Genomic DNA, 23378 nt, shown 5'->3' on the forward strand with positions numbered 1-23378 from the left:
TGAAAGTCGTTCGGCGTGTCACATCTCTTGACAAGCCGGGCGTGTTGCGCATACCACTCGCTTTCACAAGGTGATGTGCCACACAGTGACACAACCCAGCGTGTGAATGGTTGTTTAGGTATCCGTCACAACGTTCTGACGTGCACCGTTTCGCGTGAAACACAAAAAACGGGGCCCCGCAGACCAGGTCTGCGGGGCCCCGCCGTGAACGGGTGTCGGACTAGCCGGCAACCACGTTCAGGTGGAACTTGGCGGTCACATCCGGGTGCAGGTTGACCAGCACCAGGTGCTTGCCGACAGCCTTGATGTGAGCCTTCGGCAGCTCGATCGAGCGCTTGTCGACCACGGGGCCACCCGCAGCCTTGATGGCACCGGCAACGTCGGCGGCCGTGACCGAACCGAACAGCTTGCCCGAGTCGCCTGCGGTCTTCACCGACAGCGAGATGCCCTCGACGCCCTCGATAGCGGCCTTGAGCTCCTTGGCGTGGTCCAGGCCGCGCACAGCGCGCGCTTCCTGGGCACGACGGATGCCGTCGACCTGCTTCTGCGCGCCACGGGTGGCAACGATGGCCAGGCCGCGGGGCAGCAGGTAGTTGCGGCCGTAGCCGTCCTTGACCTCCACGGTGTCGCCGGGCGCACCGAGGTTGTCCACGTCAGCAGTGAGGATCAGCTTCATGTCTTCCCTCCCTTTCCTTAGCGAGCCGTAGAGACGTAAGGAAGCAGGGCGACCTCACGCGAGTTCTTCACGGCAACCGCAACGTCCCGCTGGTGCTGGACGCAGTTGCCGGTGACACGGCGCGCGCGGATCTTGCCGCGGTCGCTGACGTACTTACGCAGCAGCGTCGTGTCCTTGTAGTTGATCTGCACGTTCTTTTCCTTGCAGAAGGTGCAGACCTTCTTCTTCATCACCTTGTCGCGCAACGGCGGCTTCGGCATTGTCCTTCTCCGTACTTCTCAATGTTTCTCGCGTTCGATCCGCGACAGGGACCTTCAGTCCCCGGCCGGGATCAGAACGGCGGTTCGTCGTTTCCACCGCCACCGAAGGAGCCGGACGCCTGCGGGGCATTGCCCCACGGATCGTCGGCCGGACCGGAAGACGCCGGGCGTCCACCGCCCGAGCCACCCGAGGAACCGAACCCGCCGCCGCCACCGCCGCCACCACGGTTGGCCTTGTTGACCTTGGCCGTGGCGTAACGGAGCGAGGGGCCGATCTCGTCGACCTCGAGCTCCACAACGGTGCGCTTCTCGCCCTCACGGGTTTCGTAGGACCGCTGCTTGAGCCGGCCCTGCACGATCACCCGCGAACCACGAGTCAGCGACTCGGCGACGTTCTCCGCTGCCTCACGCCAGATGTTGCAGCGGAGGAACAGCGCTTCGCCGTCCTTCCACTCGTTGCTCTGACGGTCGAACGTGCGGGGCGTGGACGCGACCGTGAAGTTCGCGACCGCTGCACCCGCGGGGGTGAAGCGGAGTTCGGGATCGGCCGTCAGGTTTCCTACGACGGTGATCACGGTGTCGCCTGCCATGCGGTTCCTCCTGCAGTGTGTGGAATCCAGATTGCCCCGAGCCTAGGGCGTCACTCGGACACTCGCGGCTCGACGCAGACAGGTCACTTGTTGTGGCGCAGAACCTTGGTGCGGAGCACCGATTCGTTCAGGCCGAGCTGGCGATCCAGCTCGTTGACCGTGTCCGGGGTCGCCTTCAGGTCGATGACCGCGTAGATGCCTTCGCTGTGCTTGGCGATCTCGTAGGCGAGACGACGCTTGCCCCAGATGTCGACGTTGTCGACGGAGCCGCCGTCCTGGCGGACAACATTGAGGAACGTATCCAGCGACGGGGCGACGGTGCGCTCGTCCAGGCTGGGGTCGAGAATGACCATCAGTTCGTAATGACGCATAAGACCTCATCACCTCCTATGGACTGTGTAACGGTCACGGACGTTCCGTGACAGGAGGGTCGTTGCGTCAGCAACCTTTGCAGGGTACACGAGGTGCCGCTGACCTGCGAAATCGCCCCCACACCCTCCGGGCGTCCAACTTCGGGCGTCGGTGCCCATAGGGTGGTTCGCATGCGGACACCGACCCGGGCGAACCTGTGGACGCCCCTCGTGGTGACGCTGGTGTGCGGTCTGACGCTGGCGCTCGGCTACCTGAACAAGGCTCGGTGCTCGGGAGTCCCCTACGACTCGCAGGGCCGCAGCCTCGTGTTCGACCGTCTCAAGGACTCCTCCGTCTGCTACTCCGACATCCAGTTCCTCTGGCTCGGGCGCAGCATCAACGACCACGTCTTCCCGTACCTGAGCGGCGGGATCACCGACTCTGGCGGGCTGACGGGCGGCACCGTCGAGTACCCCGTGCTGAGTGGGCTGCTGATGTGGCTCGGCGCGATCGGCGCGCACACCGACGCCGAGTTCCTGCTCCAGTCAGCGCTGATCCTGGCTCCGTTCGCGCTGGCGACGGCATGGATGCTCGGCCGCATGTCCGGATGGGCCGCGTTGCTGTGGTCGGCGGGCCCACCGCTCGTGCTCTACGCCTTCCACAACTGGGAACTTCCCGTAGTCGCCGCGGCCACCGCAGGCATCTTCGTCGTCGTCGCGTTCGACCGCGTGCCGCTCCGGACGCGGGGCGTGCTCGCTGCGGTCCTGCTCGCAGTCGGCTTCTGCTTCAAGATCTACCCGGGCATCTTCGTCCTGCCTCTGATCGCGTTCGTGCTCACCGGAGGAGTGGGCGGACGCGAACTGCCCGCGTCCGTGCCCGGCCGGTACGACGTGAAGGGTGCGCTCGCCGTCGCGGGTGCCGCGGTCGCGACGACGGTGGCGATCAACCTGCCGTTCGCGATCCTCGGGTGGGACGGGTGGCTGGCGTCGTTCACCTTCCAGTCCGACCGTCAGGCCGACGTCACCACGAACTCCGTGTGGTTCTGGGGAATTCGGCCCCTGTTCGATTCGGTCGAGGGCACCGACAGCGACTACGCGCGGTTCGTGTCCCTCGCATCACCGCTCCTCGTCCTCGCGTCGTTCGCGCTGGCACTGTGGTTCGGCTGGCGCCGCTACCGGCGTGACGGCACGTACGCGTGGGTCGCGGTGAGCGGGGCGATGCTGTGCGGATTCCTGTTGCTGCACAAGGTGCATTCACCGCAGTACACGCTGTGGCTCATTCCGTTCCTCGTCCTGCTGCGCGTGCCGTGGACGCTCGTCGCCGGCTACCTGCTGGCGGACCTGTCGATGGGTATCGGCGTGTTCCGCTACTTCGCCGCCCTCAGTGCGGGGGAGGACGCGTCCACCGAGGAACTCGCCGTCCAGTTCGGCGTGTGGGGACGCGCGGTTCTCCTGGTGGTGTTCTACGTCCTGTTCCTCCGTGCGGACCTACGCCGCCGACGGAACACCGAGGACGACTCACCCGAGACCACCGCCGTCCCGGTGGGGACGAGCCCAGTCTGACCACCCGTCAGCGGTCACCGATCGACACGACCAACTGCATGCCGCCGTCGACCGCACGCTCATCGACCTCGACGGCACCGGCGTCGGCGCGCAGCCCGATGAACGACTGCACGATCGAGTCGAGCGCCGGAAGCTCGACGACCTCCACGACGCTGCCGAGGTCCGGGTCGACGTGCTGCTGGGGTTGCTCGCCGGGACCCGTCACCCCGCTGAGATCGACCTGCACGATCGATTCCCCGGCGACCGGTGCGATCGTGGCGCCGCCGTACGGAATCACCTCGGAGACGGCCCGCAGGGACCACCCGACGGCTCCGTCCCCCTGAACGGTGAAGGTGATCTCGTCGCGTCCACCCGCGGCCGCCAGATCGACGGCGGTCAGCACGGGCAACGGCGGCGACGAGTAGGCTGGCGCGTTCGGGACGACCGGAACGGCTTCCATCGTCGCAGGCGGCGCCGCCGGTGTGCCGACGACGAGGGTGCCGGACTGCGGCAGGCCCACACAGCATCCGCTCGACACCGCGGGACCGGTGGAGGTTTCCGATCCACATGCCGAGAGGACCGCCACCGCGGCGAGGCAGCCGACGAGCTTCATACGCGTCACGGTCGAAATCTATCCGTCGAACCGGGTGGCGCGGCCGGAAAACGCCGATCCGTCAGCCGATCCGCACCGGACCGGCCGTAGACCACGCCTGCGGCGACGGCACGGGACGCAACCATCGGGGCAGCCAGCGGGGCGGGGCGTCGGGCGCGCCGTCGAGGACGCCGCCGACGGGATCGTCGACACCTGCGCCGCGCACCAGGTCCTCGGCGGGACGATAGATCTGCCGAATCACCATGACGCACAGCACGATCACCGCGAGGTCGCGGACCACGACCGTTCCGGTGAACCACTGCTCGGGCAGGCCCTTGTTGGACACCCCGAGGTAGTAGAACATCCGAGGCACCCACACGATCGCGTCGATCGTCATCCACGCCAACAGGATTCGACGATGGGGGAGTGCCAGTACCGCGAGCGGCACCAGCCACAGCGAGTACTGCGGACTCCACACCTTGTTCGTCAGCAGGAACCCGGCGACCAGCAGGAAGCACAGTTGCGCCACCCGCGGCCGGCGCGGCGCCGTCAATCCGATCCACCCGATGCCGACGCACACCGCGACGAACAGCAGCAGCGACACCGCGTTCAGCGTCGTCGGACTCTCCCCGCGCGCGAGCGGACCGTCGAATCCCGCCCACCCCGTGAAGGACGAGACCACGTTGTACAGCGAATCCGGGTCGGCGCCCCGTTCCGAGTTGAGCCGGAAGAACTCCCACCACCCGGAGGGGTACAGCAGCGCGATCGGCAGATTCACCGCGAGCCACGCCGCACCCGCGCCGACGGTCGCCCGCCACCAGTCGCGGACGCGACCCGCGCGCAGGCACAGGACGAGGAGCGGACCGAGGAGCAGCAGCGGATACATCTTCACGGCCCCGCCGAGCCCCAGCAGCACGCCCGCGAGAACCGGTTTCCGGCGCGCCCACGCGAGCAACCCCGTTCCCGCGAAAGCCGTTGCCAGCGGATCGAAATTGGTGAACGCGTGCACCACGACGAGGGGGGACACCGCGACGAGCGTCGCGTCCCACACCCGCCTGCCCGCGAGCAGCACCGTCGACCACACCGTCACCAGCCAGGCGATCGCCAAGCCGAACGCGACGACGTTGAAGTACAGCACCACCTGCAGCGCACCGGGCAGCCACGGCGCCGCGTGCCACGCTTTCGCGACCGTCATCGACGCGTACTGATAGAGCCCCGCGAGAACCGGATACTCCATGTAGCGGGTCTGGACGGAACCGTCGGATGCCGGTTCCTCCCAGGACTTCTTGTACGGGAACGCGCCCTGGTCGAGGCGTTCCGCACCGTACAGCGGCACCGTGTCCGAGTAGCAGAGCGCCGTGTACTGGCGGCTGCCGCTCCAATCCAGGCCGAGTGCACCGTCCGGCCCATTCGGGGCCTGCTGGATGCAGGGCGCCTTCGCCGTCCATCCCAGAGCCAGGAAGATCACCGCGAGCAGCAGGATCACCCGCAGCGGCGTCCAGAACGGCTGCCGCCCGATCACCGCCCGCTTGCCCACCGGACCGCCGAGCACCGTCGACACCTGCGCGCTGAGGGCGTCGGTGCGGCTCGGCAGGTCCCGATCGACGCTGCGCAGGTCGTCGGCCAGCGGGGCCGGCGACGCGATGGTCACCGGTCCCGTGGAATCCGCTGCGCTGTCCCCTGAGTCGTCGGCCACGGGGGCGACGTTACCGACCGCCTACCGTCCCTGTCCCCGGGGCACGAGTTGCCCGTAGCCCTGCGTATCGGACTCCTCCTCGTCCCCGACGGTCGGCTGACCCGCAGCGGGTCCGTCCGCCGTGGTCCCCCGGCCCGTCGTCGGGGCAGGCGCCAACCCGGGGATCGGGATCGTGATGCCCGGCAGGACCTCGACCGGAGTCGTCGTCACCACCACCGGCGGCAGCGTCAACTTCGGCGACGACGGAGTCGTGGTCGGCGGCGGCGTGTAGGGCGCCGTGTACGCCGGCACACCGGCCTGGCCACCGATCGCCTCGGGCTTCGGGAACGTCTCGTTGTCGGTGCCCTCGAGCGCACCGTCCATCGTGTCCTTCCAGATGTCCGACGGCAGACCCGATCCGTACATCAGGCCGCCCCACGCATTCGTCAGCGGCAGACCCTGTTCGGTACCCACCCAGACCGCGGTCGACAGCGACGGCGTGTAGCCGACCATCCAGGCGTCCTTGTTCTGACCCGTGTCGCCGAGCTGCGCCGTACCGGTCTTCGCGGCCGACACGCGGCCCCCGGCGAGGCCGTGGCTCTTCGAGTACGCGGCGATCGGCTGCATCGCCGCGGTCACGTTGTCCGCGACCGCGGGCTTGAGCCGAACCTCGCCCGTCGACGCCTCACCGCGATCGAGCAGGACGGTGCCGTCCGAGGTGACGACCTTCTGGACGAAGTGCGGTGCGCGGTAGACGCCGGACGCGGCGAGCGTCGCGTACGACGAGGCCATGTCGATGACGCGGGACTGGTACTGGCCCAGCACGATTCCGTTCTCCGACTTGCCGTTCGGCTCCTGGAGGCTGGTGCCATCGACGGTCGGGATCTGCTCGGGGATGCCCGCCTTGTGCGCGATCTCCGCGATCTTCTCCGGACCGTCCTCGATGGACAGCATCTGCCGGTAGAAGCTGGTGTTCAGCGACCGCTTGAGCGCCTCGGCGATGGTGCAGTTGCCGCAGGACTCGCCTTCGACGTTCGTGATGGTGACGCCGCCGAGGGTGAGCGGGCCGCTGTCGTACATCTTCGACAGCGGGATCCCCTCGTTCAGCGCCGACGCAAGACCGAACACCTTGAACGACGAACCGGTCTGCAGGGCGGCCTGCGCGAAGTCGTAGCCCGCGCCCTGCTCGCCGCCGTAGTAGGCCTTGACGCCACCGGTACGCGGGTCGATCGAGACGACGGCCGTTCGGGTCTCCGGGTTCTCGCCCTCCATGTTGGTGGCGACCGCGTCCAGCGCGGCCTGCTGCGCCTGGTTGTCGATGGTGGTGGTGATCTGCAGGCCCTCGGTGTTGAGCACCTGCTCGTTGATGCCGTTGGCCTCGAGCTCCTTGACGACCTGCCTGCGGATGAGGCTCGCCGGACCGCTGCCGACGGCACCGGTGTCGGCCTCCTCCTGCGGCACCACGTACGGGTAGACCATCCCCGCGCGCTGACCGGCGTCAAGTGTCTTCGCACCGACCATGCCGTCGAGGACGTAGCCCCAGCGGGTTTCGGCTCCGGTCGGGTTCGTGGACGGGTCGAGGCCGTACGGCTGCTGGATCGTCGCGGCGAGGACGGCGCCCTCCTCGACGGTCAGCTCGCCGACCGGCTTGTCGAAGTACGCCTCCGAAGCGGCCGCGATACCGAACACGCCACGACCGAACGGGATGGTGTTCAGGTAGGCGGCGAGGATGTCGTCCTTCGCCCACTGGCGGGCCATCTTCGCGGAGATGACCAACTCCTTCATCTTTCGAGTGAGGGAGCGCTCCGAGCCGACGAGTGCGTTCTTCACGTACTGCTGGGTGATCGTCGAGCCACCACCCGCGCTCTCCCGGCCGAGCACGTTGTCCCGGGCCGCGCGAGCGAATCCGGACACCGAGAAGCCCGGGTTCGAGTAGAAGTCGCGGTCCTCCGCGGCGAGCACCGCATTGCGAACGTGCTCGGGGATCTCGTCGATCGACACGTCGGTGCGGTTGCCTTCCGGCGGCACGATGGTGCTGATCACGGTGCTGCTGTCGCTGGCATAGATCGTCGCGACCTGATTGGTCTTGATGTCACCGGGACGCGGCACGTCCTGACCGACGTACGCGACCATGAACACCAGCATGGGCACGACCAGGCCGAGCGCGACGAGGCTGTAGGCGGTTCGGCGGATGATCTTCCAGCGCTTCGACTTCATCTTCTTCGGGGGTGTCGGGGGTTGCCCGCCGGTGCCACCGGACCCACCGGAGCGACCGGTGGGCGGGGGACCTGCGGGAGGACGACCGCCGCCACCGCCCGCTTGCGTGGGACGGGACGTCGCGGCAGCGCCGGTGGTGGCGCGGGGCTGGGCCGACGCGGACTGCCTGGTCCGGTCCGGCTGGCTGGGCGGGGTCGGACGAGGGGGAAGCGGAGCGCCGGGACGCTGCCCGGACTGCCCCGACTGCGGCGGGTACGGCTGTCGCGGCGCATCCTGCGGCTGACGCGGCGCACCCTGCTGCGGGCGCGGCTGACCCGGGTACGGCTGCGGGGGTCGGCCACCGGGGCCGCCGGCGGGATACCGCGGCGGCTGGCCCTGCCCGGGTCGTGCGGGCTGAGCCGGACCGGGCCTGCCGTAACCGGGCGGCTGATTCGGCTGCGAGTACCCCGGAGGGCGCCCACCCGGGTGCGGGCCGGGACGAGGCTCTCCGGTGGGTCGACCACCCTGCGGATCGTTGTAGGGGGAACTCACGTGGGGTATCTCCAGTACTTGCGTGGACACGACAGTGTCACTCGGTATCGGCCGGTTCGGCCTCGGTCAAGGTCGTCGGCGCGATTCACTCACTCGCCGTGCGCCTGGTGTGGGCGCGGGTCGTTCGCGTGCGTGCCGGTTTCGGTGTCGGTACCGACCCGAGAACGTACGACTGCACGAGGTGGTTCCAGTTGCAGGTCCGGCACACCTCGACGACGTGGACGGAGAACTCCTCCTGCGTCGCCTCGAGGCGAACCAGTTCCTCGGCGGTCCTGGCCGATCCGGACACCGGGCCCAACTTGTCGCCGAACACCCACGACACCAGCGTGAGCTGCTCTTTTCGACAAATCGGGCACGCGATGTCCGACGGGGTCCCGTGGAACTTCGCGGCGCGCAGCAGGTAGGGAGTGGCATCGCACACCTCGGTCACCCCGGTCCGGCCGGAGTACACCTCGGCCAGCAGGGATCGCCGCTGGAGGGCGTAGTCCACCACCTGCCGCTGCAATCGCACGTTGACCAGAGTACGTGGGAGACCCATTCCGGTCTCGGGTCGTGCTGCAGATTCCGGCTGCCGCTCCTGGACAAACAGGAAGAATCGCCCACGTGGACACGGGTGACGATCCACACACGGCAGGGCGTCGCGCCACTTCTATGATTCCCGGGTGTCACCGCTGCGCGATTCGACCCGGGCCAGGGACCTCGACCGCACCAACGCCCGCTGGCTGCTCGACGCCGCCTACGAGGAGGGGCAGCTCGGCGCCGGTGAATACCACGACCGGATCGCACAGGCCGCGTCCTCCGTGACCCTTCGGGATCTCCGGGCACTCACCTCGGACCTGCAGCTGCCCACCTCGGTCGTCTCCACCCACCCGGTCGGCCACCGGTCCACTCGCGCCCGACTCGTCGCCGCGACGGCGATCACGGGTGTCGTCCTCGTCACCGGCGTCGTCGTTGTGACCGTCGGCCGGGACGGATCGGACACCGAAGCCCCCGGCCCTCCTGCCGCCGTCCTCGCCGATCCCGGCTCCGGCGCCCACGCGGACGCCCCGACGCACGACCTCACGACGCCGATCGACCCGTTCACCGCGGCCGGCATCGATGCCGTGGTGGCTCGCTACCGATTCCAGTTCGGCGACACCGTCGCCACCTCACTCGTGCTGTATCCCGACGGGGTACGGGTGACCCGTGCGGCGGCCGGAGCACCAGGACGCGTCGACGTCCTGGAGCTCGCCGAGCGGTTCGAGCCGACCGGCACCGAACCTATCCCTCCTCGGGCCTCACCGCTGGATCTGACGCAGGTGGACGCCGTGGGCGTCGAGCGGCTGATCGCCGACGCGCCGGCACTGGTCGGGGCGGAGGCCGGGCACGTCGAGCACCTGCTCGTCGCCGATTCGATTCGACCGACCGTCACCGTCTACGTAGCCGATGGCGGCCGCGCCGCCGGCTACGTGGTCGCCGACCTCGCGGGCGCCAGCCCACAGGTGATTCGGACGAAATAGGATTCCGCCGTGGCCCGCCCGTACCCGTCGACGACCCGCGCGACCAACGCCGACCGTACCGCCGTGCTCACCCTCCTCGACGCCGCCTTCGCGGACGGTCAGCTGGACGTCGAGGAACACGACCTGCGGACCGACCTGGTCGCCGACGCCAGAACGCTCGGCGACCTCGAATCCCTGACCTCGGACCTGCAGGATGCGACGCCGCCGCGCCCGACCACCTCGCTGCGAGATGCCGACGTGCGCACGGACCCTGCCGTCCGCAGACAACGCTTCCTTGCGGGGACCCTGGCCGCTGCCGTCGCAGCCGGCGTTGCCGCATTCTGGTTCGTGGGGCAGGACGACGCCGACGCGGCCCCGGTCGCCGCGCCCACGGCGACGGCGGACCTCGACGCGCTCCCGGCCCGCGTCATCCCGACACCCGACCTGCGAACCGCGGAGGGTCTCACGCAGTTCATCGGCGACTACCGCGCCACATTCGGCGACACGGTGGTTGACGTCCTCTATGTCTACGACGACGACGCGAGTGTGTACCGCGCACTTCCCCGCGAGGCCAACCGGCAGGCGAGATACAGCTACCGCTACGGGTTCACGCCGTACGGCGATGTGGAGACCCGCCCGATCGACACCCCGACCGTCGACCTCGCCACGATCGACCTGACAGCCCTGACCCGCGTCCTCGACGAGACTCCTGCGCTGGTGAACGTGCCCGACGGCGACATCACCGTCATCTCCGTGGAGGACGTGGGCTACGGACGGGGTGCCGCGATCGACGTGCACGTGCGCAACGAATTCGACGAGAGCGGTTGGCTCCGGCTCACGCCTGCGGGCGACGTGCTCGACACCTACCCGTTCGGAGGGTGAGGGTTCCCGATGGCATCGACTCGGCGGAAGTTGCGGGCGCGGGACAGCGACCGCGTCGAGACGTGCGGCCTGCTGGACGCGGCACACGCACAGGGCCAGCTCACCGACGGCGAGCACGATGACCGCACCTCGCGAGCGATGACGGCCGTCACCGTGGACCAGTTGAGCACGTTGGTCGACGACCTGCAGGTCCCGTCCCGGCACGTCGATTGGGCGCTCGTCCGGCCGGACCGTCGGCCCCGAGAGGTTCGCCCCGGTGGTACCCGCAGGTGGACGGTCGCGGCCGGCGTTGTCGTGGTCGCCGCCGGAATCGGCGCGCTGGCCGGGTCGTGCTCGGGAGGCAGCGGTTTCGCGTCGTCGAGGTCGATCCCCACTCTCACCACCGGCGACGGGATCCGGCTCTTCATCGACGACTATCAGGCGCACTTCGGGGACACGGTCGCGGACGAGGTCCTGCTGTTCCCACAGAGCGCCTCGGTCGACCGGCAGTCGGACACGGACCCGACCAGGTACGTGGACTACACGTACGACGGCGAGTTCGATTCGTTCGGCAGCGATTCGGCCCGGGACAGGGACGCGCGCACGCTTGATCTCGGCGCCGTCGATGTCGCGGCGCTCGCCCCCCTCGTCGCCGGCGCACCGGAGACGCTGAGAATCCCCGACGGCGAGATCAGCCAGGTGCGGTTCGACTACGACATGAACGACAAGCTCACCGAACCGGTCGTCCGCATCTACGTCGACGACGAGTTCGAGCGCTCGGCGTACATGACGGTCGGTTTCGGCGGCGAGGTTCTCGAGGTGTACATCCCCACCGACTGAGCGTCGGCGCACGCACCCGCACCGGCAAAAGCACCAGGTCAAGCTATTTTCTGCGACGCACTCGTCAGCGGATATCCCGAGGACGAGTGACTTCTGCGCCACATTCTCGTTTGCTACCCGTGCGCTCGTATATATCGGCGCGATATAGTTGGTGGTCGCATCATGCGGTTAGGTTCGGACGATCGAGGAGGTGGACAGGATGCTCGAGCTCGCGGTTCTCGGGCTGCTCCTCGAGTCGCCCATGCACGGATACGAGCTGCGTAAGCGGCTGACCGGCCTCCTCGGCGCGTTCCGCGCCTTCTCCTACGGATCGCTCTACCCGACACTGCGCCGGATGCAGGCCGACGGGTTGATCGCGGAGGACGCCTGCCCGGACGGGACCCTGAAGCGCCGCGCCCGCCGCGTTTACCAGCTGACCGACAAGGGCAGGCAGCGGTTCACCGAACTGGTCGCCGACACCGGACCGCAGAACTACACCGACGACGGCTTCGGGGTGCATCTCGCCTTCTTCAGCCGCACCCCCGCAGAGGCGAGGATGCGAATCCTCGAGGGGCGACGCCGTCAGGTCGAGGAGCGCCGGGAAGGGCTCCGCGACGCGATCGGGCGGGCCAGTGGCTCGCTGGACCGCTACACCCGCCAGCTCCACCAACTCGGACTCGAGTCGAGTGAGCGTGAAGTGCGGTGGCTCAACGAGCTGATCGCCGCCGAGCAAACACCAACAGCGTTACCCAAGAAAGAAGGAGAACCCGACCATGGGTGAGAACAGCACCGCGGTGCGCGTGGCCATTGTGGGCGTGGGGAACTGTGCCTCGTCCTTGGTCCAGGGCGTCCAGTACTACCAGGATGCGGACGAGAACGCGTCCGTTCCCGGCCTGATGCACGTCAAGTTCGGGCAGTACCACGTCCGCGACGTGAAGTTCGTCGCCGCGTTCGACGTCGACGCCAAGAAGGTCGGGTTCGACCTCTCCGAGGCCATCAACGCCAGCGAAAACAACACCATCAAGATCGCCGACGTGCCGCCGCTCGACGTCCCCGTCCTGCGTGGCCCGACCCTCGACGGCATCGGCAAGTACTACGCGCAGACCATCGAGGTCTCCGACGCCGAGCCCGTCGACGTCGTCAAGGCGCTCAAGGACGCTCAGGTCGACGTCCTCGTCTCCTACCTGCCGGTGGGCTCCGAAGAGGCCGACAAGTTCTACGCGCAGTGCGCCATCGACGCGAACGTCGCGTTCGTCAACGCCCTGCCCGTCTTCATCGCCTCCGACCCGGAGTGGGCCGCGAAGTTCAAGGACGCCGGCGTCCCGATCGTCGGCGACGACATCAAGTCGCAGGTCGGCGCCACCATCACGCACCGCGTGATGGCGAAGCTGTTCGAGGACCGCGGCGTCGTGCTGGACCGCACGTACCAGCTGAACGTCGGCGGCAACATGGACTTCAAGAACATGCTCGAGCGTGAGCGCCTGGAGTCGAAGAAGGTCTCGAAGACCCAGGCCGTGACCTCGAACCTCACCGGTTCGCTCGCGGGCAAGGTCCACGACCGCAACGTCCACATCGGTCCCTCGGACTACGTGGAGTGGCTCGACGACCGCAAGTGGGCGTACGTCCGCCTCGAGGGTCGCGCGTTCGGTGACGCCCCGCTGAACCTGGAGTACAAGCTCGAGGTCTGGGACTCGCCGAACTCCGCTGGCATCATCATCGACGCCGTCCGCGCCGCGAAGATCGCCAAGGACCGCGGCATCGGTGGACCGGTCTACCCGGCTTCCGCCTACCTGATGAAGTCCCCGCCGATCCAGATGGCGGACGACAAGGCACGTGCCGACCTCGAGGCCTTCATCATCGAGGCGTAACCCACGCCGACGCACGACGACGGGCGGTTCCCGAGCAGGTCACTCGACCGATGCTCCGGGAACCGCCCGTTCGCGTCAGGTCATCTTCGCGACGACGGACAGCGGCAGCACCTTCATCGCCAGCGACACCGGCAGCCACGGCCATGCGGGCACGTACGCCTTGGCGGGTTCCTTCTCGATCGCCTTCACCAGTGCGCGGCACCCTGTTTCGGTGTCGACGATGAGAGGCACCTTCTTCACGTTCTCGTTGATCTCCGACCGGATGAAGCCGGGGAAGACGGTGCTGACGTCGATGCCGGTCTTCGCCAGGTCCGCGCGCATCCCCTCGCCGAGCGACGCGACCGCGGCCTTCGACGCCGCGTAGGTGGTCATGTTCCGTGGCATGCCCCGCACCGCGCTCACCGACGAGATCAGCACCAGGTGCCCGGTGTCGCGCGGCCGGAACAGTTCCAACGCCGCCTCGGACTGCGCGAGTGCGCCGAGGAAGTTGGTGTTCGCGGTCTGCGCGTTGGCGCGGAAGTAGCCGGTACCGAGGGGCTGGCCCTTCCCGAGACCCGCGTTGACGATCACCCGGTCGAGTCCGCCGAGTTCGTCGTCGAGCTCTCGAAAGACCGTGAACACGTCGTCGTGGCGGTCGACATCCAGTGTCCGGATCGCAACGGTGACACCGGGATTCGCGGCGAGCAGTTCGTCGCGCAGCTCCTCCAGCCGCTCGGTCCGACGGGCCGCGAGCGCGAGGTTGCGCCCGCGAGCGGCGAACTCCCGCGCCATGCCGCGGCCGAGACCGGAGCTGGCCCCGGTGATGAGGATGTTCTTGCGGAGTCTGTCCATGTCGGAAGCGTATCGGCAGGCGTCACGCCGACACACCGGTCATGACCTGCGCCGCTGCGGTTCGCCGCTCGCCTAGCGTCGAGGTGGTTCATTCCCGAAAACGACAAGGACGGATCACCGTGACCCAGCATGTCAACGTCGACAATTTCGTCCGGGCCGAAACGGACCGCATGTTCGCGGACCTGCAGCGTGATGCCGGCGGCGTCAACACCTTCTCGCACAACCGCGAGCCCGCGTCGATCGATCACCAGACGGTGATCCGACTGAACCGGGACACCCTCTACAGCTTCGCCGTCGTCGATCTCGCGGCGGGTGCGACGCTGACGATCCCCGATCACGGCGACCGGTACCTGTCCGCGATGGTCGTCAATCAGGACCACTACGTGGGCGAACTCTTCCACGACGCGGGCACGTACGAACTGCGGGCAGCCGACTTCGGGACGCGGCACGTGGTCGTCGCGGTACGCATCCTCGTCGACCCCGCCCTGGACGGCGATCTCGAGGCCGTGGCAGGCATCCAGGACGGGCTGGGCATCGAGGCGGGCTCCGCGGAGCCGTTCGTCGCGCCGGACTACGACGTCGCGAGCCTGGACGCCACCCGCACCGCGCTGCTGACGCTGGCGGCGGGCCTGACCGGGTTCGACCGCACGTTCGGCCGCCCCGACCAGGTGGATCCCGTTCGCCACCTCATCGGCACTGCCGCCGGATGGGGTGGCCTCCCGACGGATGAGGCGTCCTACATCGGAGTCGACCCGGGGCTGCCACCCGGTCGCCACGAACTGACGCTGCGCGATGTTCCCGTCGACGGCTTCTGGTCGGTCTCCGTCTACAACAAGGACGGCTATTTCGAGAAGAACGCGGGAAATGCGTACAGCGTCAACAACATCACCGCAGAACCGAACTCGGACGGGTCGGTGACGGTGCGCTTGGGCGACTTCCCCGACGGCACACCGAACGCGATTCCCGTCACCGACGGCTGGAACTACCTGGTGCGCCTGTACCGCCCGCGGGCGGCGGTGAAGAACGGCAGCTGGCAACTGCCGGCGTTGGAACCGTCGGCGCGGTGACGCGGCCCCGGCGTCGTCACCCGGGAATCGGGATGACGACGCCGGGCAGGATCTCGATGTTCCGGGGCAGGGGAGCGACGGGGATCTCCGGCGGGACGATCACCGGCGGCGCGACAGCCGGTGGAGGTTCGTAGGGTGCGGGCTGCGGCGCCATGGCGGGGGTGCCCGCTGATCGCACCGACGTGGGTGAGGTCGCACCGGAGTTGGCGGGTACGCCTGCCTGACCGCCCACCGGTTTCGGCCAGGGGAACGACTCCCAGTCCGTGTCCTCGAGTGCGCCGTCCATCGTCGCCTTCCAGATGTCCGACGGCAGCCCGGAACCGTAGATAGATCCGCCCCACTGGGTGACGATGGACTGCGCCTGCTCGGTGCCGACCCACACCGCCGTCGACAGCGACGGCGTATAGCCGACCATCCACGCATCCTTGTTCAACCCCGTGTCGCCGAGCTGGGCGGTACCCGTCTTCGACGCCGAAGGCCTGCCGCCCGCGAGGGCGTGGCCGTTGGAGTACGAGGCGATCGGCAACATGGCCTGGGTGACGTTGTCCGCGACCGGCGCGGGAAGGCGCTGCTCGCCGGGATCGGGAGCGCGGTCGAGCAGCACGCGGCCGTCGGCGGTGACGACCCGCTGCACGAAATGCGGTGCCCGGTAGACACCCGACGCCGCCAGCGTCGCGTAGGCCGATGCCATGTCGATCACCCGAGTCTGGTACTGGCCCAGCACGATTCCATTCTCCGGCGGCCCTCCGTTCTCGCTGAGCGTCGGACCGTCGACCGCGGGGATCTGCATCGGGATACCCGCGGCGTGCGCGGCGTCCGCGACGCTCTGCGCCCCGCCGTCGAGGGACAGCGTCAACCGGTAGAAGCTGGTGTTCAGCGACCGCTTCAACGCCTCCGCGACAGTGCAGGTGCCGCACGACTCGCCGCCGACGTTGCCGATGGTGACGTCGCCGACCGTGAGCGGAGCCGAGTTGAAGGTGGTCTGCAGGCCCCGGCCCTCCTCGAGGAGCGCCGCGAGCGCGAACACCTTGAACGCCGAACCGGTCTGCAGCGGGGCCTGCGCGAAGTCGAATCCGGCTCCGTCGGCGCCGCCGTAATAGGCCCGCACCGCACCGGTTCTCGGGTCGATCGACACCACCGCCGTGCGCAACTCGGGCGGTTCCCCGTCGAGAGTCTCCGTGACGGCGTCGATCGCTGCCGCCTGCGCCACCGGATCGATGGTCGTGGTGATGAGCAACCCCTCGGTGTTCAGCTCCTGCCCGCTGACCCCCGACGCCGCCAACTCGGCGAGGACCTGCGCCCGGATCAACCCTTCCGGACCACGTGCGGCGCCCGCCTCGTCGAGCTGAGACAACGGAACGGTAGGCGGAAACTCCTGTACCGCACGGTCCTCCGCGGACAGCACACCCATCTCGACCATGCCGTCGAGGACGTACTTCCACCGTTCCTGGGCCGAGGCGGCGTTCGTCTCGGGATCGAGCGATGAGGGAGTGCGGATCACCGCCGCCAGCACCGCCCCCTCCGACACCGACAGCTCGCCGACCGGCTTCCCGAAGAACGCCTTCGACGCCGCCGCGATCCCGTACGCGCCGCGTCCGAAGTAGATGGTGTTCAGGTACGCGGCCAGGATGTCGTCCTTCGACCACTCGCGCGCCATCTTCGACGAGATGACCAGCTCACGCATCTTCCGCATGACGTTGCGATCCGCCCCGACGAGGGTGTTCTTCACATACTGCTGGGTGATCGTCGATCCGCCGCCGGCACTCTCGCGGCCGAGGACGTTGTCGCGGGCGGCGCGGGCGAAGCCGCTGACCGAGAACCCTGGATTGGTGTAGAAGTTGCGGTCCTCGGCGGAGAGCACCGCCATCCGCACATGTTCGGGAACCTCGTCGATCGCGACGTCGGTCCGGTTACCTTCGGGTGGAACAACTTTCGTGATGGCGGAGCCGTCGGCCGCGACGATGGTCGCGACCTGGTTGGTCCGCATGTCCGACGGCCGCGGCACCACCGCCCTCATGTACGACACCGCGAACACGGTGGCGGGGACGAGGAGCAGGAGCACCACTGTAGCGAGCGCCGCCCACAGGAGGCGACGCCGGCGTCTTCGGCGCGGAGGGGCGGAACCCGGCGTCTCGCCGTCGTCGGTACGGCGCTTCTCGTCAGGCTCCGGCGGCGGCGTCGGGCCAGTCACATGCACTCTCCTGAAGTCTCAGGGGTCGGCACAGCAAGACGGGCGGACGAGCCCGTCCTCCTCGCATCGTGGCATCGACCGGCGCCGACGTCCATCACCGGCTACACGCCAGCGTGTCCCGCTGCAGTTCACCTTCACAGGGTGAGGCGGGAGCGGACGCGGTCGCGGAGGGTGGCGTGATACTCGCAACCTGTGCCAGGAGGCCGACATGTGCCAGTCCCCGAAGGATGCCAGCCCGGCAACGGCGGCAGCCAACCGTGCCGCGGTCGACAAGTACGACATGACGGACCGGCAGGACTTCACGGACTCTCGGCACGGCCTCATCGCCGAACTTCCCGGCAACGTCACCGGGCCGGACGGCTCGGTCATCTTCGACCCGACCGATTTCGACTACATCGGTGACGACGTTCCGGCCCCGGACTCGGTCGAACCGAGCCTGTGGCGGCAGTCCCAGTTGATCCGGCACGGCGGACTCTACGAGGTGACCAAAGGCCTCTACCAGGTCCGCAACAACGACATCGCGAACCTCACCGTCGTCGAGGGCGACGACGGGCTGATCGTGATCGACTGCATGGCGGGCGTGGAATCGGCACGACAGGGCATGGACCTCATCCGCGAACACATCAGCGACAAGCCCGTCGCGGCGGTGATCTACACGCACACCCACATCGACCACTACGGCGGCGTCAAAGGCATCGTCGACGTCGAGGACGTGGCCTCCGGCAAGGTGCCGATCATCGCGCCGGGCCACCAGTTCGACAAGTACGCGATCGGTGAGAACGTCGTCGCGGGCAATGCGATGGCCCGCCGCGCCGCGTACGCGTTCGGGGGTCTGCTCGAACCCGGCCCCACCGGCTTCGTGACCTGCGGCATCGGCATCGCGAGCACGAAGGGACCCGAGGTCTCCTACATCTCCCCGACCGACCTCGTCACGGAAACGGGGGTTCGCCGCGAGATCGCGGGCATCGAGTTCGAGTTCCTCTACGCGCCCGACACCGAGGCGCCGGAGGAGATGCACATCTGGATCCCGCAGCTGTCGGCGCTGACCTGCGCGGAGAATGCGAACCACTCGCTGCACAACATCCAGACCCTGCGCGGCGCCCGCACCCGGGACGCCCGCAACTTCGCCCGCTACCTCGACGAGACCCTGGAACGATGGGGCGACGCGGCCGAGGTGCACTACGGGCCGCACACCTGGCCGGTGTGGGGAAACGAGAACGTCACCGGCTTCATCGAATCGCAGCGCGACACCTACAAGTACATCCACGATCAGGCGCTGCGCCTCGCGAACAAGGGCTACACGCCGCTCGAGGCCGCTGAGGTCATCGAGCTGCCCGACGAGCTCGGTCGCAACTGGGCCAACCGCGGCTACCACGGCACCCTGCATCACGACGTCCGTGCGGTCTACACCAAGGAACTGGGCATGTGGGACGGCGACCCGGTGTCGCTGCACCCCCACCCGCCGGTCGAATCCGCGAAGCGATTCGTCGAGTTCGCGGGTACCGACAACATCCTCGCCGAGGGCAGGCGCGCCGTGGAGGCCGCCGACTACCGGTGGGCCGTCGAGATCCTGCACAAGCTGGTCTTCGCGCAGCCGGACAACACCGCGGCGCGTCAGTTGCAGGCGGACGCGTACGAGCAGATGGGCTACCAGGCCGAGGGACCGCAGTGGCGCGGAATCTTCCTCAGCGCCGCACTGGAACTGAGGGAGGGCGTCAAGCCCGCGCCGTTCACCACGGCCAGCAAGGACACCATCCTCGGCATGCCGATCGAGATCCTCTTCGACTTCGTCGCCGTCCACGTCGACGGACCCAAGGCCGCCGACGTGGACGTCCGCATCGACTTCGACTTCACCGACCGCGGCGAGACGTGGACCATGTGGATCCGGCGCGGCACCCTCAATGCCCGCCGCGGTGCGTCCGGCAAGACGCAACTGACGGTGTCGGGATCCAAGGCGGCACTGACCGGAGTGCTGCTGAGGCCGGGCAGCGCGAGCACACTGGCGGGGTCCGGCGCCATCACCCTCGACGGGGACGCGCAGGCGCTCGCGACGCTGGGCTCGGTCCTGGACGAGTTCGATCCGGCGTTCCCCATCGTCACCCCGTGAAGGTCAACGTGCTCGGCGCCAGCTCCGGATCGCGGCACCGAGAGCGATCACCAGTCCGAGCAGCACCAACGACGGCGTGACCCCCGGGTCGCCGCCGACGATGCCGGCGACCGCCGCGATCAGCGCCATCAGGGTGAAGAAGCCGAGGATGCCGATCAGCATCTCCAACTGCTGACGCTTGCGCGCCCGCCGTCTGCCGTCGTTCATGCGGAGCAACCGCTCACGACTTGACGCCGCCCGCGGTCAGACCGGACACGATCCGGCGCTGGAAGATCAGCACCATGATCACCAGCGGGACCGTGACGAGGGTGCCCGCCGCCATGATCGCCGCATACGGCTGGCTGAACGCGTCGGGGCCCTCGAACCGGGCGATCGCCACGGTCACCGGTTCCGTGCGCTCGTTGGACAGCAGGCTCGCGAGGAGGAATTCGTTCCAGGTCGCGATGAACGCGAGGATCGCCGTCGTGAACAGTGCGGGCGCCGCCAGCGGCAGCAGCACCATGCGGAACGCCTGCCCGCGCGTCGCGCCGTCGATCCTCGCCGCCTCCTCCAGTTCCCACGGCAGGTCCGTCAGGAACGAGGTGAGGGTGTAGACCGTCAGCGGCAGGACGAACGAGATGTTCGGGATGATGAGCGCCTGGTACTGACCGATCCAACCGAGGTCGCTGAACAGCTGGAACAGCGGCGTCACGAGCGCCACGGTCGGGAACATCGACGCGCCGAGGATGACACCGACGACGAGGTACTTCCCACGGAATTCGATGCGCGCCAAGGCATAGGAGGTGAACACGCCCAGCGCCAACGCGACGGCGGTGGTGACGGCACCGATGATCATGCTGTTGACGATGGCGCCGAGGAAGTCGTTGCCCGTGTCGGTGGACAGTGCGTCGCGGAAGTTGTCCAGCGTCAGGTGTGTGGGCCACGGCGTCGTGCTGAACGTGTAGGCGCTGTCGCGGAATGCGGTGACCACCATCCAGTAGAACGGGGCCAGGCCCCACACGAGAATGGCGATGACGCCGATGTAGTTGCGGATCGCGGGTCCGAGCGGTTGCTTGCGACGCCGCAGGGGAGCGGCTTCCCGCTCCGGCTCCTCCAGATCATCCGGCTCCTCGAACGCCGGGATGGCGGGGATGAGGATCGTCTCCATCGAATCGTTCGGGGTCTCGCTCGTGAACCGCTCGTACGGTGCGGAGCCGCCCTCGGGGGCACCGCCCTCGGGAACGCTGTGCCGTCCCATCACCGATCACCGCCCTTGCGCTGCTCGTCCTGGGTGCGAACCGCGTTCGCCCCCAGGAACTTCACCATCACGTACGCAACCGCGAAGATCCCCAGGAAGATCAGCGTCGACAACGCCGACGCGCTCTGCAGGTTGTTCTGCCGGATGTCGGCGACCGTCAGGATGGCCACCGTCGAGATCGGGGTGGACCCGGACGGCCCGCCGAGGATCACCGGGAGGTCGTAGATCCGGAGCACGTCGAGGGTCCGGAACAGGACCGCGACCATCAGCGCGGGCTTCACCAGCGGCAACGTGATGGATTTGAACCGCTGCCACGCGGACGCGCCGTCGACGCGGGCAGCCTCGTACACGTCCTGCGGAATCATCTGCAGTCCGGCGAGGATGAGCAGTGCCATGAACGGCGTCGTCTTCCAGACGTCCGCGATGATGACGGCGAACCGGGACGCCCACGGGTCGGTCATCCACGCGATGTCGGTGCCGAGGAGGCTGTTCGCGATGCCGTTCTCGGCGAAGATGAAGTACCAGAGCTTCGCGGTGACGGCCGTCGGGATCGCCCACGGGATGAGCACGCTGGCCCGCAGCAGGGATCGACCGACGAAGCTGCGGCCCATGATCGTCGCCATCCACAGACCGAGCAGTGTGGAGAAGCCGACGATCGTGACGGTGAACAGCAGCGTCACGCCGACCGCGGGCCAGAAATCGGCACCGAGGGTGCCGGGCGGGCAGGAGCCGCGGCCGGTGCCACAGTTCCCGGTCAGCCACAGCAGGTAGTTGTCGAAACCGGCGAAGCCGCCCGACACGAAGCGGCCGGTGACCTCGTCGACACCCGGATTGCGCTGGAACGACAGGATCACGGCCTTGATGACCGGATAGACGATCACGACCGCGAGAACGATCATCGTCGGCGCGATCAGGTACACCGGGCGCCAGTCGAAACGCCGTTTCGACGGCGGCTCGGAGGGTGGGGCGGGCGCGGCGACGCCGTGACCGATGTGGATCACTTCGGTCACGGCGTCGTTGTCGTGCGCAGCCGGCTCGGGGGAGTCGGTCATCGAACTACCTGATTTCCTCTTCTCGATGTGGACCCACCGAACCGGCGCAGCCACCCGGCGTGACGGAGCGTTCAGGCCTCGAGGACCTGAACGCTCCGTTCACGCGAACTACTTGGCCGCGTTGGTGATGGCGGCCGACATGTCATCGGCGGCCTGCTGGACGCTCACCGAACCGTTCAGCGCGGCGGTCGCGTTGTCCTGGATCGCCTTGGAGATCGCGCTGTAGTACGGGGTCACCGGACGCGGGACCGCGTTCTCGAGCGCCGCCTTCAGCGCGGGCAGGTACGGGTACTTGGCGACCAGGGCCGCGTCGTCGTACACCGATGCGAGGACCGGCGGGAACGACGCGTCCGCGAAGGACATCTGGTTCTCCGGGTTCTGGATGAACTCGACGAAGTCCTTGGCCGTGGCCTTGCTCTTCGAGAACACGTTGATGCCGTTGTTGTAGCCGCCCAGGGTGGACGCGCCTGCGCCTGCCGGGCCGACGATCGGAGCGACCGCGACCTTGCCCTTGACCGCCGAGCCGTCCTTCTCCGCGTTGGTGTACATGTACGGCCAGTTGTAGGCGTACGCGGACTCACCGCCGACGAACGCGAGGTTCGTCTCTTCCTCGGTGAACGAGGTGGAACGCTTGGCGATGGTGCCGCCGTTGTAGGCGTCGACCAGCGCCTGCAGGCCCGCCACCGACTGCGGCGACGTGACCTCGGGGGTCTTGCCGTCCTCGGCAACGACCGAGCCGCCCCACGAGTTGATGAACTGCGTGGTGTTGACGGTCAGGCCCTCGTACTGCTTGAGCTGCGTGATCAGGCAGTCGGTGGTCTTCGCGACGGCCGCGGCGCAGCTGTCGGTCAACGCCTTCCAGTCCGCGGGGGCCGCGGGAACCAGGTCGGTGCGGTAGTAGAGCAGCTGCGCGTTCGTGTTCTGCGGGGCCGCGAACAGGGTGCCGCGGTAGGTCGCGCTGTCGACCGTCGCGGGCAGCAGGTTGGCGGTGTCGATGGCGAGAGCGCCGTCGAGGGGCTGCAGCCAGCCGTTCGCCGCGAACTCCGCGGTCCAGGTGACGTCGAGAGCCATCACGTCGTAGTCGGCGTTGCCCGCCTGCAGCGACTGGACCAGCTGGTTGCGCTGGTCGTCGGCCTCACCGGGCAGTTCCTTGAGGGAGACCTGCTCGTCGGGGTTCGCGGCGTTCCACGACGCGATGACCGGCTGGAGCTTGTCGACGTCGTTCTTGCCCATCGCGAACGTGATCGGGCCACGGCCGTCGACGTTCTGGCTGACGGCTTCGTCGACGCTGCCGCCGCTGCTGCTGTCGTCACTGGAACATCCGGCGAGCGCGAGCAGCACCGCGGCGGATGCCGCCACGGCGATCCGCGACCGCGTGTTGAAAGAACGCATGGTCCACCTTTCGAAAGGACGAATCTTCTGGCCACGGACACC

22 protein-coding genes are annotated in these 23378 nt (G+C 68.1%); 8 read left to right on the top strand and 14 right to left on the bottom strand.

Features of this window, described 5'->3' with window-relative positions; genetic code table 11:
• Window positions 1-220: 220 nt before the first annotated feature.
• From rplI to rpsF, 4 genes are all read right to left on the bottom strand, one after another.
• Window positions 221-676 carry a 50S ribosomal protein L9 gene (gene rplI / locus FFS72_RS02025; RefSeq protein WP_050066719.1) on the bottom strand — a complete coding sequence of 152 codons (456 nt, stop codon included), beginning with the start codon at window positions 674-676 and terminating at the stop codon, window positions 221-223.
• Window positions 677-693: 17 nt separating this feature from the next.
• Complete coding sequence (rpsR, locus tag FFS72_RS02030; protein WP_050066720.1) at window positions 694-936, bottom strand: 30S ribosomal protein S18; 243 nt, start codon at window positions 934-936, stop codon at window positions 694-696.
• Between the two features lie 71 nt (window positions 937-1007).
• Entirely contained in the window at window positions 1008-1526 is a 519-nt protein-coding gene (locus FFS72_RS02035; protein WP_050066721.1) for a single-stranded DNA-binding protein, read from the bottom strand.
• Between the two features lie 83 nt (window positions 1527-1609).
• Complete coding sequence (rpsF, locus tag FFS72_RS02040) at window positions 1610-1897, bottom strand: 30S ribosomal protein S6 (protein WP_050066722.1); 288 nt, start codon at window positions 1895-1897, stop codon at window positions 1610-1612.
• Between the two features lie 171 nt (window positions 1898-2068).
• Between rpsF and FFS72_RS02045 the strand changes: the two genes are divergently transcribed.
• A complete protein-coding gene (locus tag FFS72_RS02045) occupies window positions 2069-3439 on the top strand; it encodes a glycosyltransferase family 87 protein (RefSeq protein WP_137872360.1) in 1371 nt (456 codons plus the stop codon).
• A 7-nt stretch (window positions 3440-3446) separates the two neighbouring features.
• Here FFS72_RS02045 and FFS72_RS02050 read toward each other — a convergent pair whose 3' ends face one another.
• The 4 genes from FFS72_RS02050 to FFS72_RS02065 form a co-directional block, all read right to left on the bottom strand.
• A complete protein-coding gene (locus FFS72_RS02050) occupies window positions 3447-4031 on the bottom strand; it encodes an AMIN-like domain-containing (lipo)protein (RefSeq protein ID WP_502704067.1) in 585 nt (194 codons plus the stop codon).
• 61 nt (window positions 4032-4092) lie between these two features.
• On the bottom strand, window positions 4093-5706 hold the full coding sequence (locus FFS72_RS02055; protein WP_137872362.1) for a glycosyltransferase family 87 protein: 1614 nt from the start codon (window positions 5704-5706) through the stop codon (window positions 4093-4095).
• Between the two features lie 21 nt (window positions 5707-5727).
• A complete protein-coding gene (locus FFS72_RS02060) occupies window positions 5728-7902 on the bottom strand; it encodes a transglycosylase domain-containing protein (RefSeq protein WP_137872448.1) in 2175 nt (724 codons plus the stop codon).
• A 616-nt stretch (window positions 7903-8518) separates the two neighbouring features.
• The gene (locus FFS72_RS02065) at window positions 8519-8971 is read right to left on the bottom strand and encodes a DUF5318 domain-containing protein (RefSeq protein ID WP_137872363.1); all 453 of its coding nucleotides are present in this window, start codon (window positions 8969-8971) and stop codon (window positions 8519-8521) included.
• Between the two features lie 124 nt (window positions 8972-9095).
• Between FFS72_RS02065 and FFS72_RS02070 the strand changes: the two genes are divergently transcribed.
• From FFS72_RS02070 to FFS72_RS02090, 5 genes are all read left to right on the top strand, one after another.
• A complete protein-coding gene (locus tag FFS72_RS02070) occupies window positions 9096-9932 on the top strand; it encodes a DUF1707 SHOCT-like domain-containing protein (protein WP_137872364.1) in 837 nt (278 codons plus the stop codon).
• A 9-nt stretch (window positions 9933-9941) separates the two neighbouring features.
• Window positions 9942-10793 (top strand): DUF1707 SHOCT-like domain-containing protein, encoded by an 852-nt coding sequence (locus tag FFS72_RS02075; protein ID WP_137872365.1) that lies wholly within the window; start codon window positions 9942-9944, stop codon window positions 10791-10793.
• 9 nt (window positions 10794-10802) lie between these two features.
• Window positions 10803-11612, top strand: a complete 810-nt coding sequence (locus FFS72_RS02080; RefSeq protein ID WP_137872366.1) for a DUF1707 SHOCT-like domain-containing protein — start codon at window positions 10803-10805, stop codon at window positions 11610-11612.
• Window positions 11613-11811: 199 nt separating this feature from the next.
• Window positions 11812-12372, top strand: a complete 561-nt coding sequence (locus FFS72_RS02085) for a PadR family transcriptional regulator (protein WP_050066730.1) — start codon at window positions 11812-11814, stop codon at window positions 12370-12372.
• Window positions 12365-13459 carry an inositol-3-phosphate synthase gene (locus tag FFS72_RS02090; protein WP_050066731.1) on the top strand — a complete coding sequence of 365 codons (1095 nt, stop codon included), beginning with the start codon at window positions 12365-12367 and terminating at the stop codon, window positions 13457-13459. Before FFS72_RS02085 ends, FFS72_RS02090 begins: the two co-directional genes overlap by 8 nt.
• Before the next feature lie 75 nt (window positions 13460-13534).
• Here the strand turns inward: FFS72_RS02090 and FFS72_RS02095 are convergent, their stop codons facing one another.
• A complete protein-coding gene (locus FFS72_RS02095) occupies window positions 13535-14290 on the bottom strand; it encodes an SDR family oxidoreductase (RefSeq protein WP_137872367.1) in 756 nt (251 codons plus the stop codon).
• Between the two features lie 119 nt (window positions 14291-14409).
• Here FFS72_RS02095 and FFS72_RS02100 point away from each other — a divergent pair, with 119 nt between their 5' ends.
• Complete coding sequence (locus FFS72_RS02100) at window positions 14410-15357, top strand: DUF1254 domain-containing protein (RefSeq protein WP_137872368.1); 948 nt, start codon at window positions 14410-14412, stop codon at window positions 15355-15357.
• A gap of 16 nt (window positions 15358-15373) precedes the next feature.
• Here the strand turns inward: FFS72_RS02100 and FFS72_RS02105 are convergent, their stop codons facing one another.
• The gene (locus FFS72_RS02105) at window positions 15374-17548 is read right to left on the bottom strand and encodes a transglycosylase domain-containing protein (protein ID WP_249353076.1); all 2175 of its coding nucleotides are present in this window, start codon (window positions 17546-17548) and stop codon (window positions 15374-15376) included.
• 208 nt (window positions 17549-17756) lie between these two features.
• On the opposite strand from FFS72_RS02105, the gene FFS72_RS02110 reads away from it, so the two are divergent.
• Window positions 17757-19655 (top strand): alkyl/aryl-sulfatase, encoded by a 1899-nt coding sequence (locus tag FFS72_RS02110; protein ID WP_137872370.1) that lies wholly within the window; start codon window positions 17757-17759, stop codon window positions 19653-19655.
• A gap of 3 nt (window positions 19656-19658) precedes the next feature.
• On the opposite strand, the gene FFS72_RS02115 is transcribed toward FFS72_RS02110, so the two are convergent.
• The 4 genes from FFS72_RS02115 to FFS72_RS02130 all read right to left on the bottom strand — a co-directional run bounded on the left by FFS72_RS02115 (window position 19659) and on the right by FFS72_RS02130 (window position 23336).
• Entirely contained in the window at window positions 19659-19862 is a 204-nt protein-coding gene (locus FFS72_RS02115; RefSeq protein ID WP_137872371.1) for a hypothetical protein, read from the bottom strand.
• Between the two features lie 13 nt (window positions 19863-19875).
• Window positions 19876-20802 carry a carbohydrate ABC transporter permease gene (locus tag FFS72_RS02120; RefSeq protein ID WP_137872449.1) on the bottom strand — a complete coding sequence of 309 codons (927 nt, stop codon included), beginning with the start codon at window positions 20800-20802 and terminating at the stop codon, window positions 19876-19878.
• Between the two features lie 89 nt (window positions 20803-20891).
• Window positions 20892-21944 carry a carbohydrate ABC transporter permease gene (locus tag FFS72_RS02125; protein WP_137872372.1) on the bottom strand — a complete coding sequence of 351 codons (1053 nt, stop codon included), beginning with the start codon at window positions 21942-21944 and terminating at the stop codon, window positions 20892-20894.
• 108 nt (window positions 21945-22052) lie between these two features.
• The gene (locus FFS72_RS02130; RefSeq protein ID WP_137872373.1) at window positions 22053-23336 is read right to left on the bottom strand and encodes an ABC transporter substrate-binding protein; all 1284 of its coding nucleotides are present in this window, start codon (window positions 23334-23336) and stop codon (window positions 22053-22055) included.
• Window positions 23337-23378 lie beyond the last annotated feature (42 nt).

Source organism: Rhodococcus sp. Q (assembly GCF_005503035.1).
Classification (GTDB): Bacteria; Actinomycetota; Actinomycetes; order Mycobacteriales; family Mycobacteriaceae; genus Rhodococcus_G.

What these genes read in the sequence shown, in the direction of transcription:
- rplI (WP_050066719.1), bottom strand. Translation starts at nt 676, where the DNA reads ATGAAGCTGATCCTCACTGCTGACGTGGACAACCTCGGTGCGCCCGGC.
- rpsR (WP_050066720.1), bottom strand. Translation starts at nt 936, where the DNA reads ATGCCGAAGCCGCCGTTGCGCGACAAGGTGATGAAGAAGAAGGTCTGC.
- FFS72_RS02035 (WP_050066721.1), bottom strand. Translation starts at nt 1,526, where the DNA reads ATGGCAGGCGACACCGTGATCACCGTCGTAGGAAACCTGACGGCCGAT.
- rpsF (WP_050066722.1), bottom strand. Translation starts at nt 1,897, where the DNA reads ATGCGTCATTACGAACTGATGGTCATTCTCGACCCCAGCCTGGACGAG.
- FFS72_RS02045 (WP_137872360.1), top strand. Translation starts at nt 2,069, where the DNA reads ATGCGGACACCGACCCGGGCGAACCTGTGGACGCCCCTCGTGGTGACG.
- FFS72_RS02050 (WP_502704067.1), bottom strand. Translation starts at nt 4,031, where the DNA reads ATGAAGCTCGTCGGCTGCCTCGCCGCGGTGGCGGTCCTCTCGGCATGT.
- FFS72_RS02060 (WP_137872448.1), bottom strand. Translation starts at nt 7,902, where the DNA reads ATGAAGTCGAAGCGCTGGAAGATCATCCGCCGAACCGCCTACAGCCTC.
- FFS72_RS02065 (WP_137872363.1), bottom strand. Translation starts at nt 8,971, where the DNA reads ATGGGTCTCCCACGTACTCTGGTCAACGTGCGATTGCAGCGGCAGGTG.
- FFS72_RS02080 (WP_137872366.1), top strand. Translation starts at nt 10,803, where the DNA reads ATGGCATCGACTCGGCGGAAGTTGCGGGCGCGGGACAGCGACCGCGTC.
- FFS72_RS02085 (WP_050066730.1), top strand. Translation starts at nt 11,812, where the DNA reads ATGCTCGAGCTCGCGGTTCTCGGGCTGCTCCTCGAGTCGCCCATGCAC.
- FFS72_RS02090 (WP_050066731.1), top strand. Translation starts at nt 12,365, where the DNA reads ATGGGTGAGAACAGCACCGCGGTGCGCGTGGCCATTGTGGGCGTGGGG.
- FFS72_RS02095 (WP_137872367.1), bottom strand. Translation starts at nt 14,290, where the DNA reads ATGGACAGACTCCGCAAGAACATCCTCATCACCGGGGCCAGCTCCGGT.
- FFS72_RS02110 (WP_137872370.1), top strand. Translation starts at nt 17,757, where the DNA reads ATGTGCCAGTCCCCGAAGGATGCCAGCCCGGCAACGGCGGCAGCCAAC.
- FFS72_RS02115 (WP_137872371.1), bottom strand. Translation starts at nt 19,862, where the DNA reads ATGAACGACGGCAGACGGCGGGCGCGCAAGCGTCAGCAGTTGGAGATG.
- FFS72_RS02120 (WP_137872449.1), bottom strand. Translation starts at nt 20,802, where the DNA reads ATGGAGACGATCCTCATCCCCGCCATCCCGGCGTTCGAGGAGCCGGAT.
- FFS72_RS02125 (WP_137872372.1), bottom strand. Translation starts at nt 21,944, where the DNA reads ATGACCGACTCCCCCGAGCCGGCTGCGCACGACAACGACGCCGTGACC.
- FFS72_RS02130 (WP_137872373.1), bottom strand. Translation starts at nt 23,336, where the DNA reads ATGCGTTCTTTCAACACGCGGTCGCGGATCGCCGTGGCGGCATCCGCC.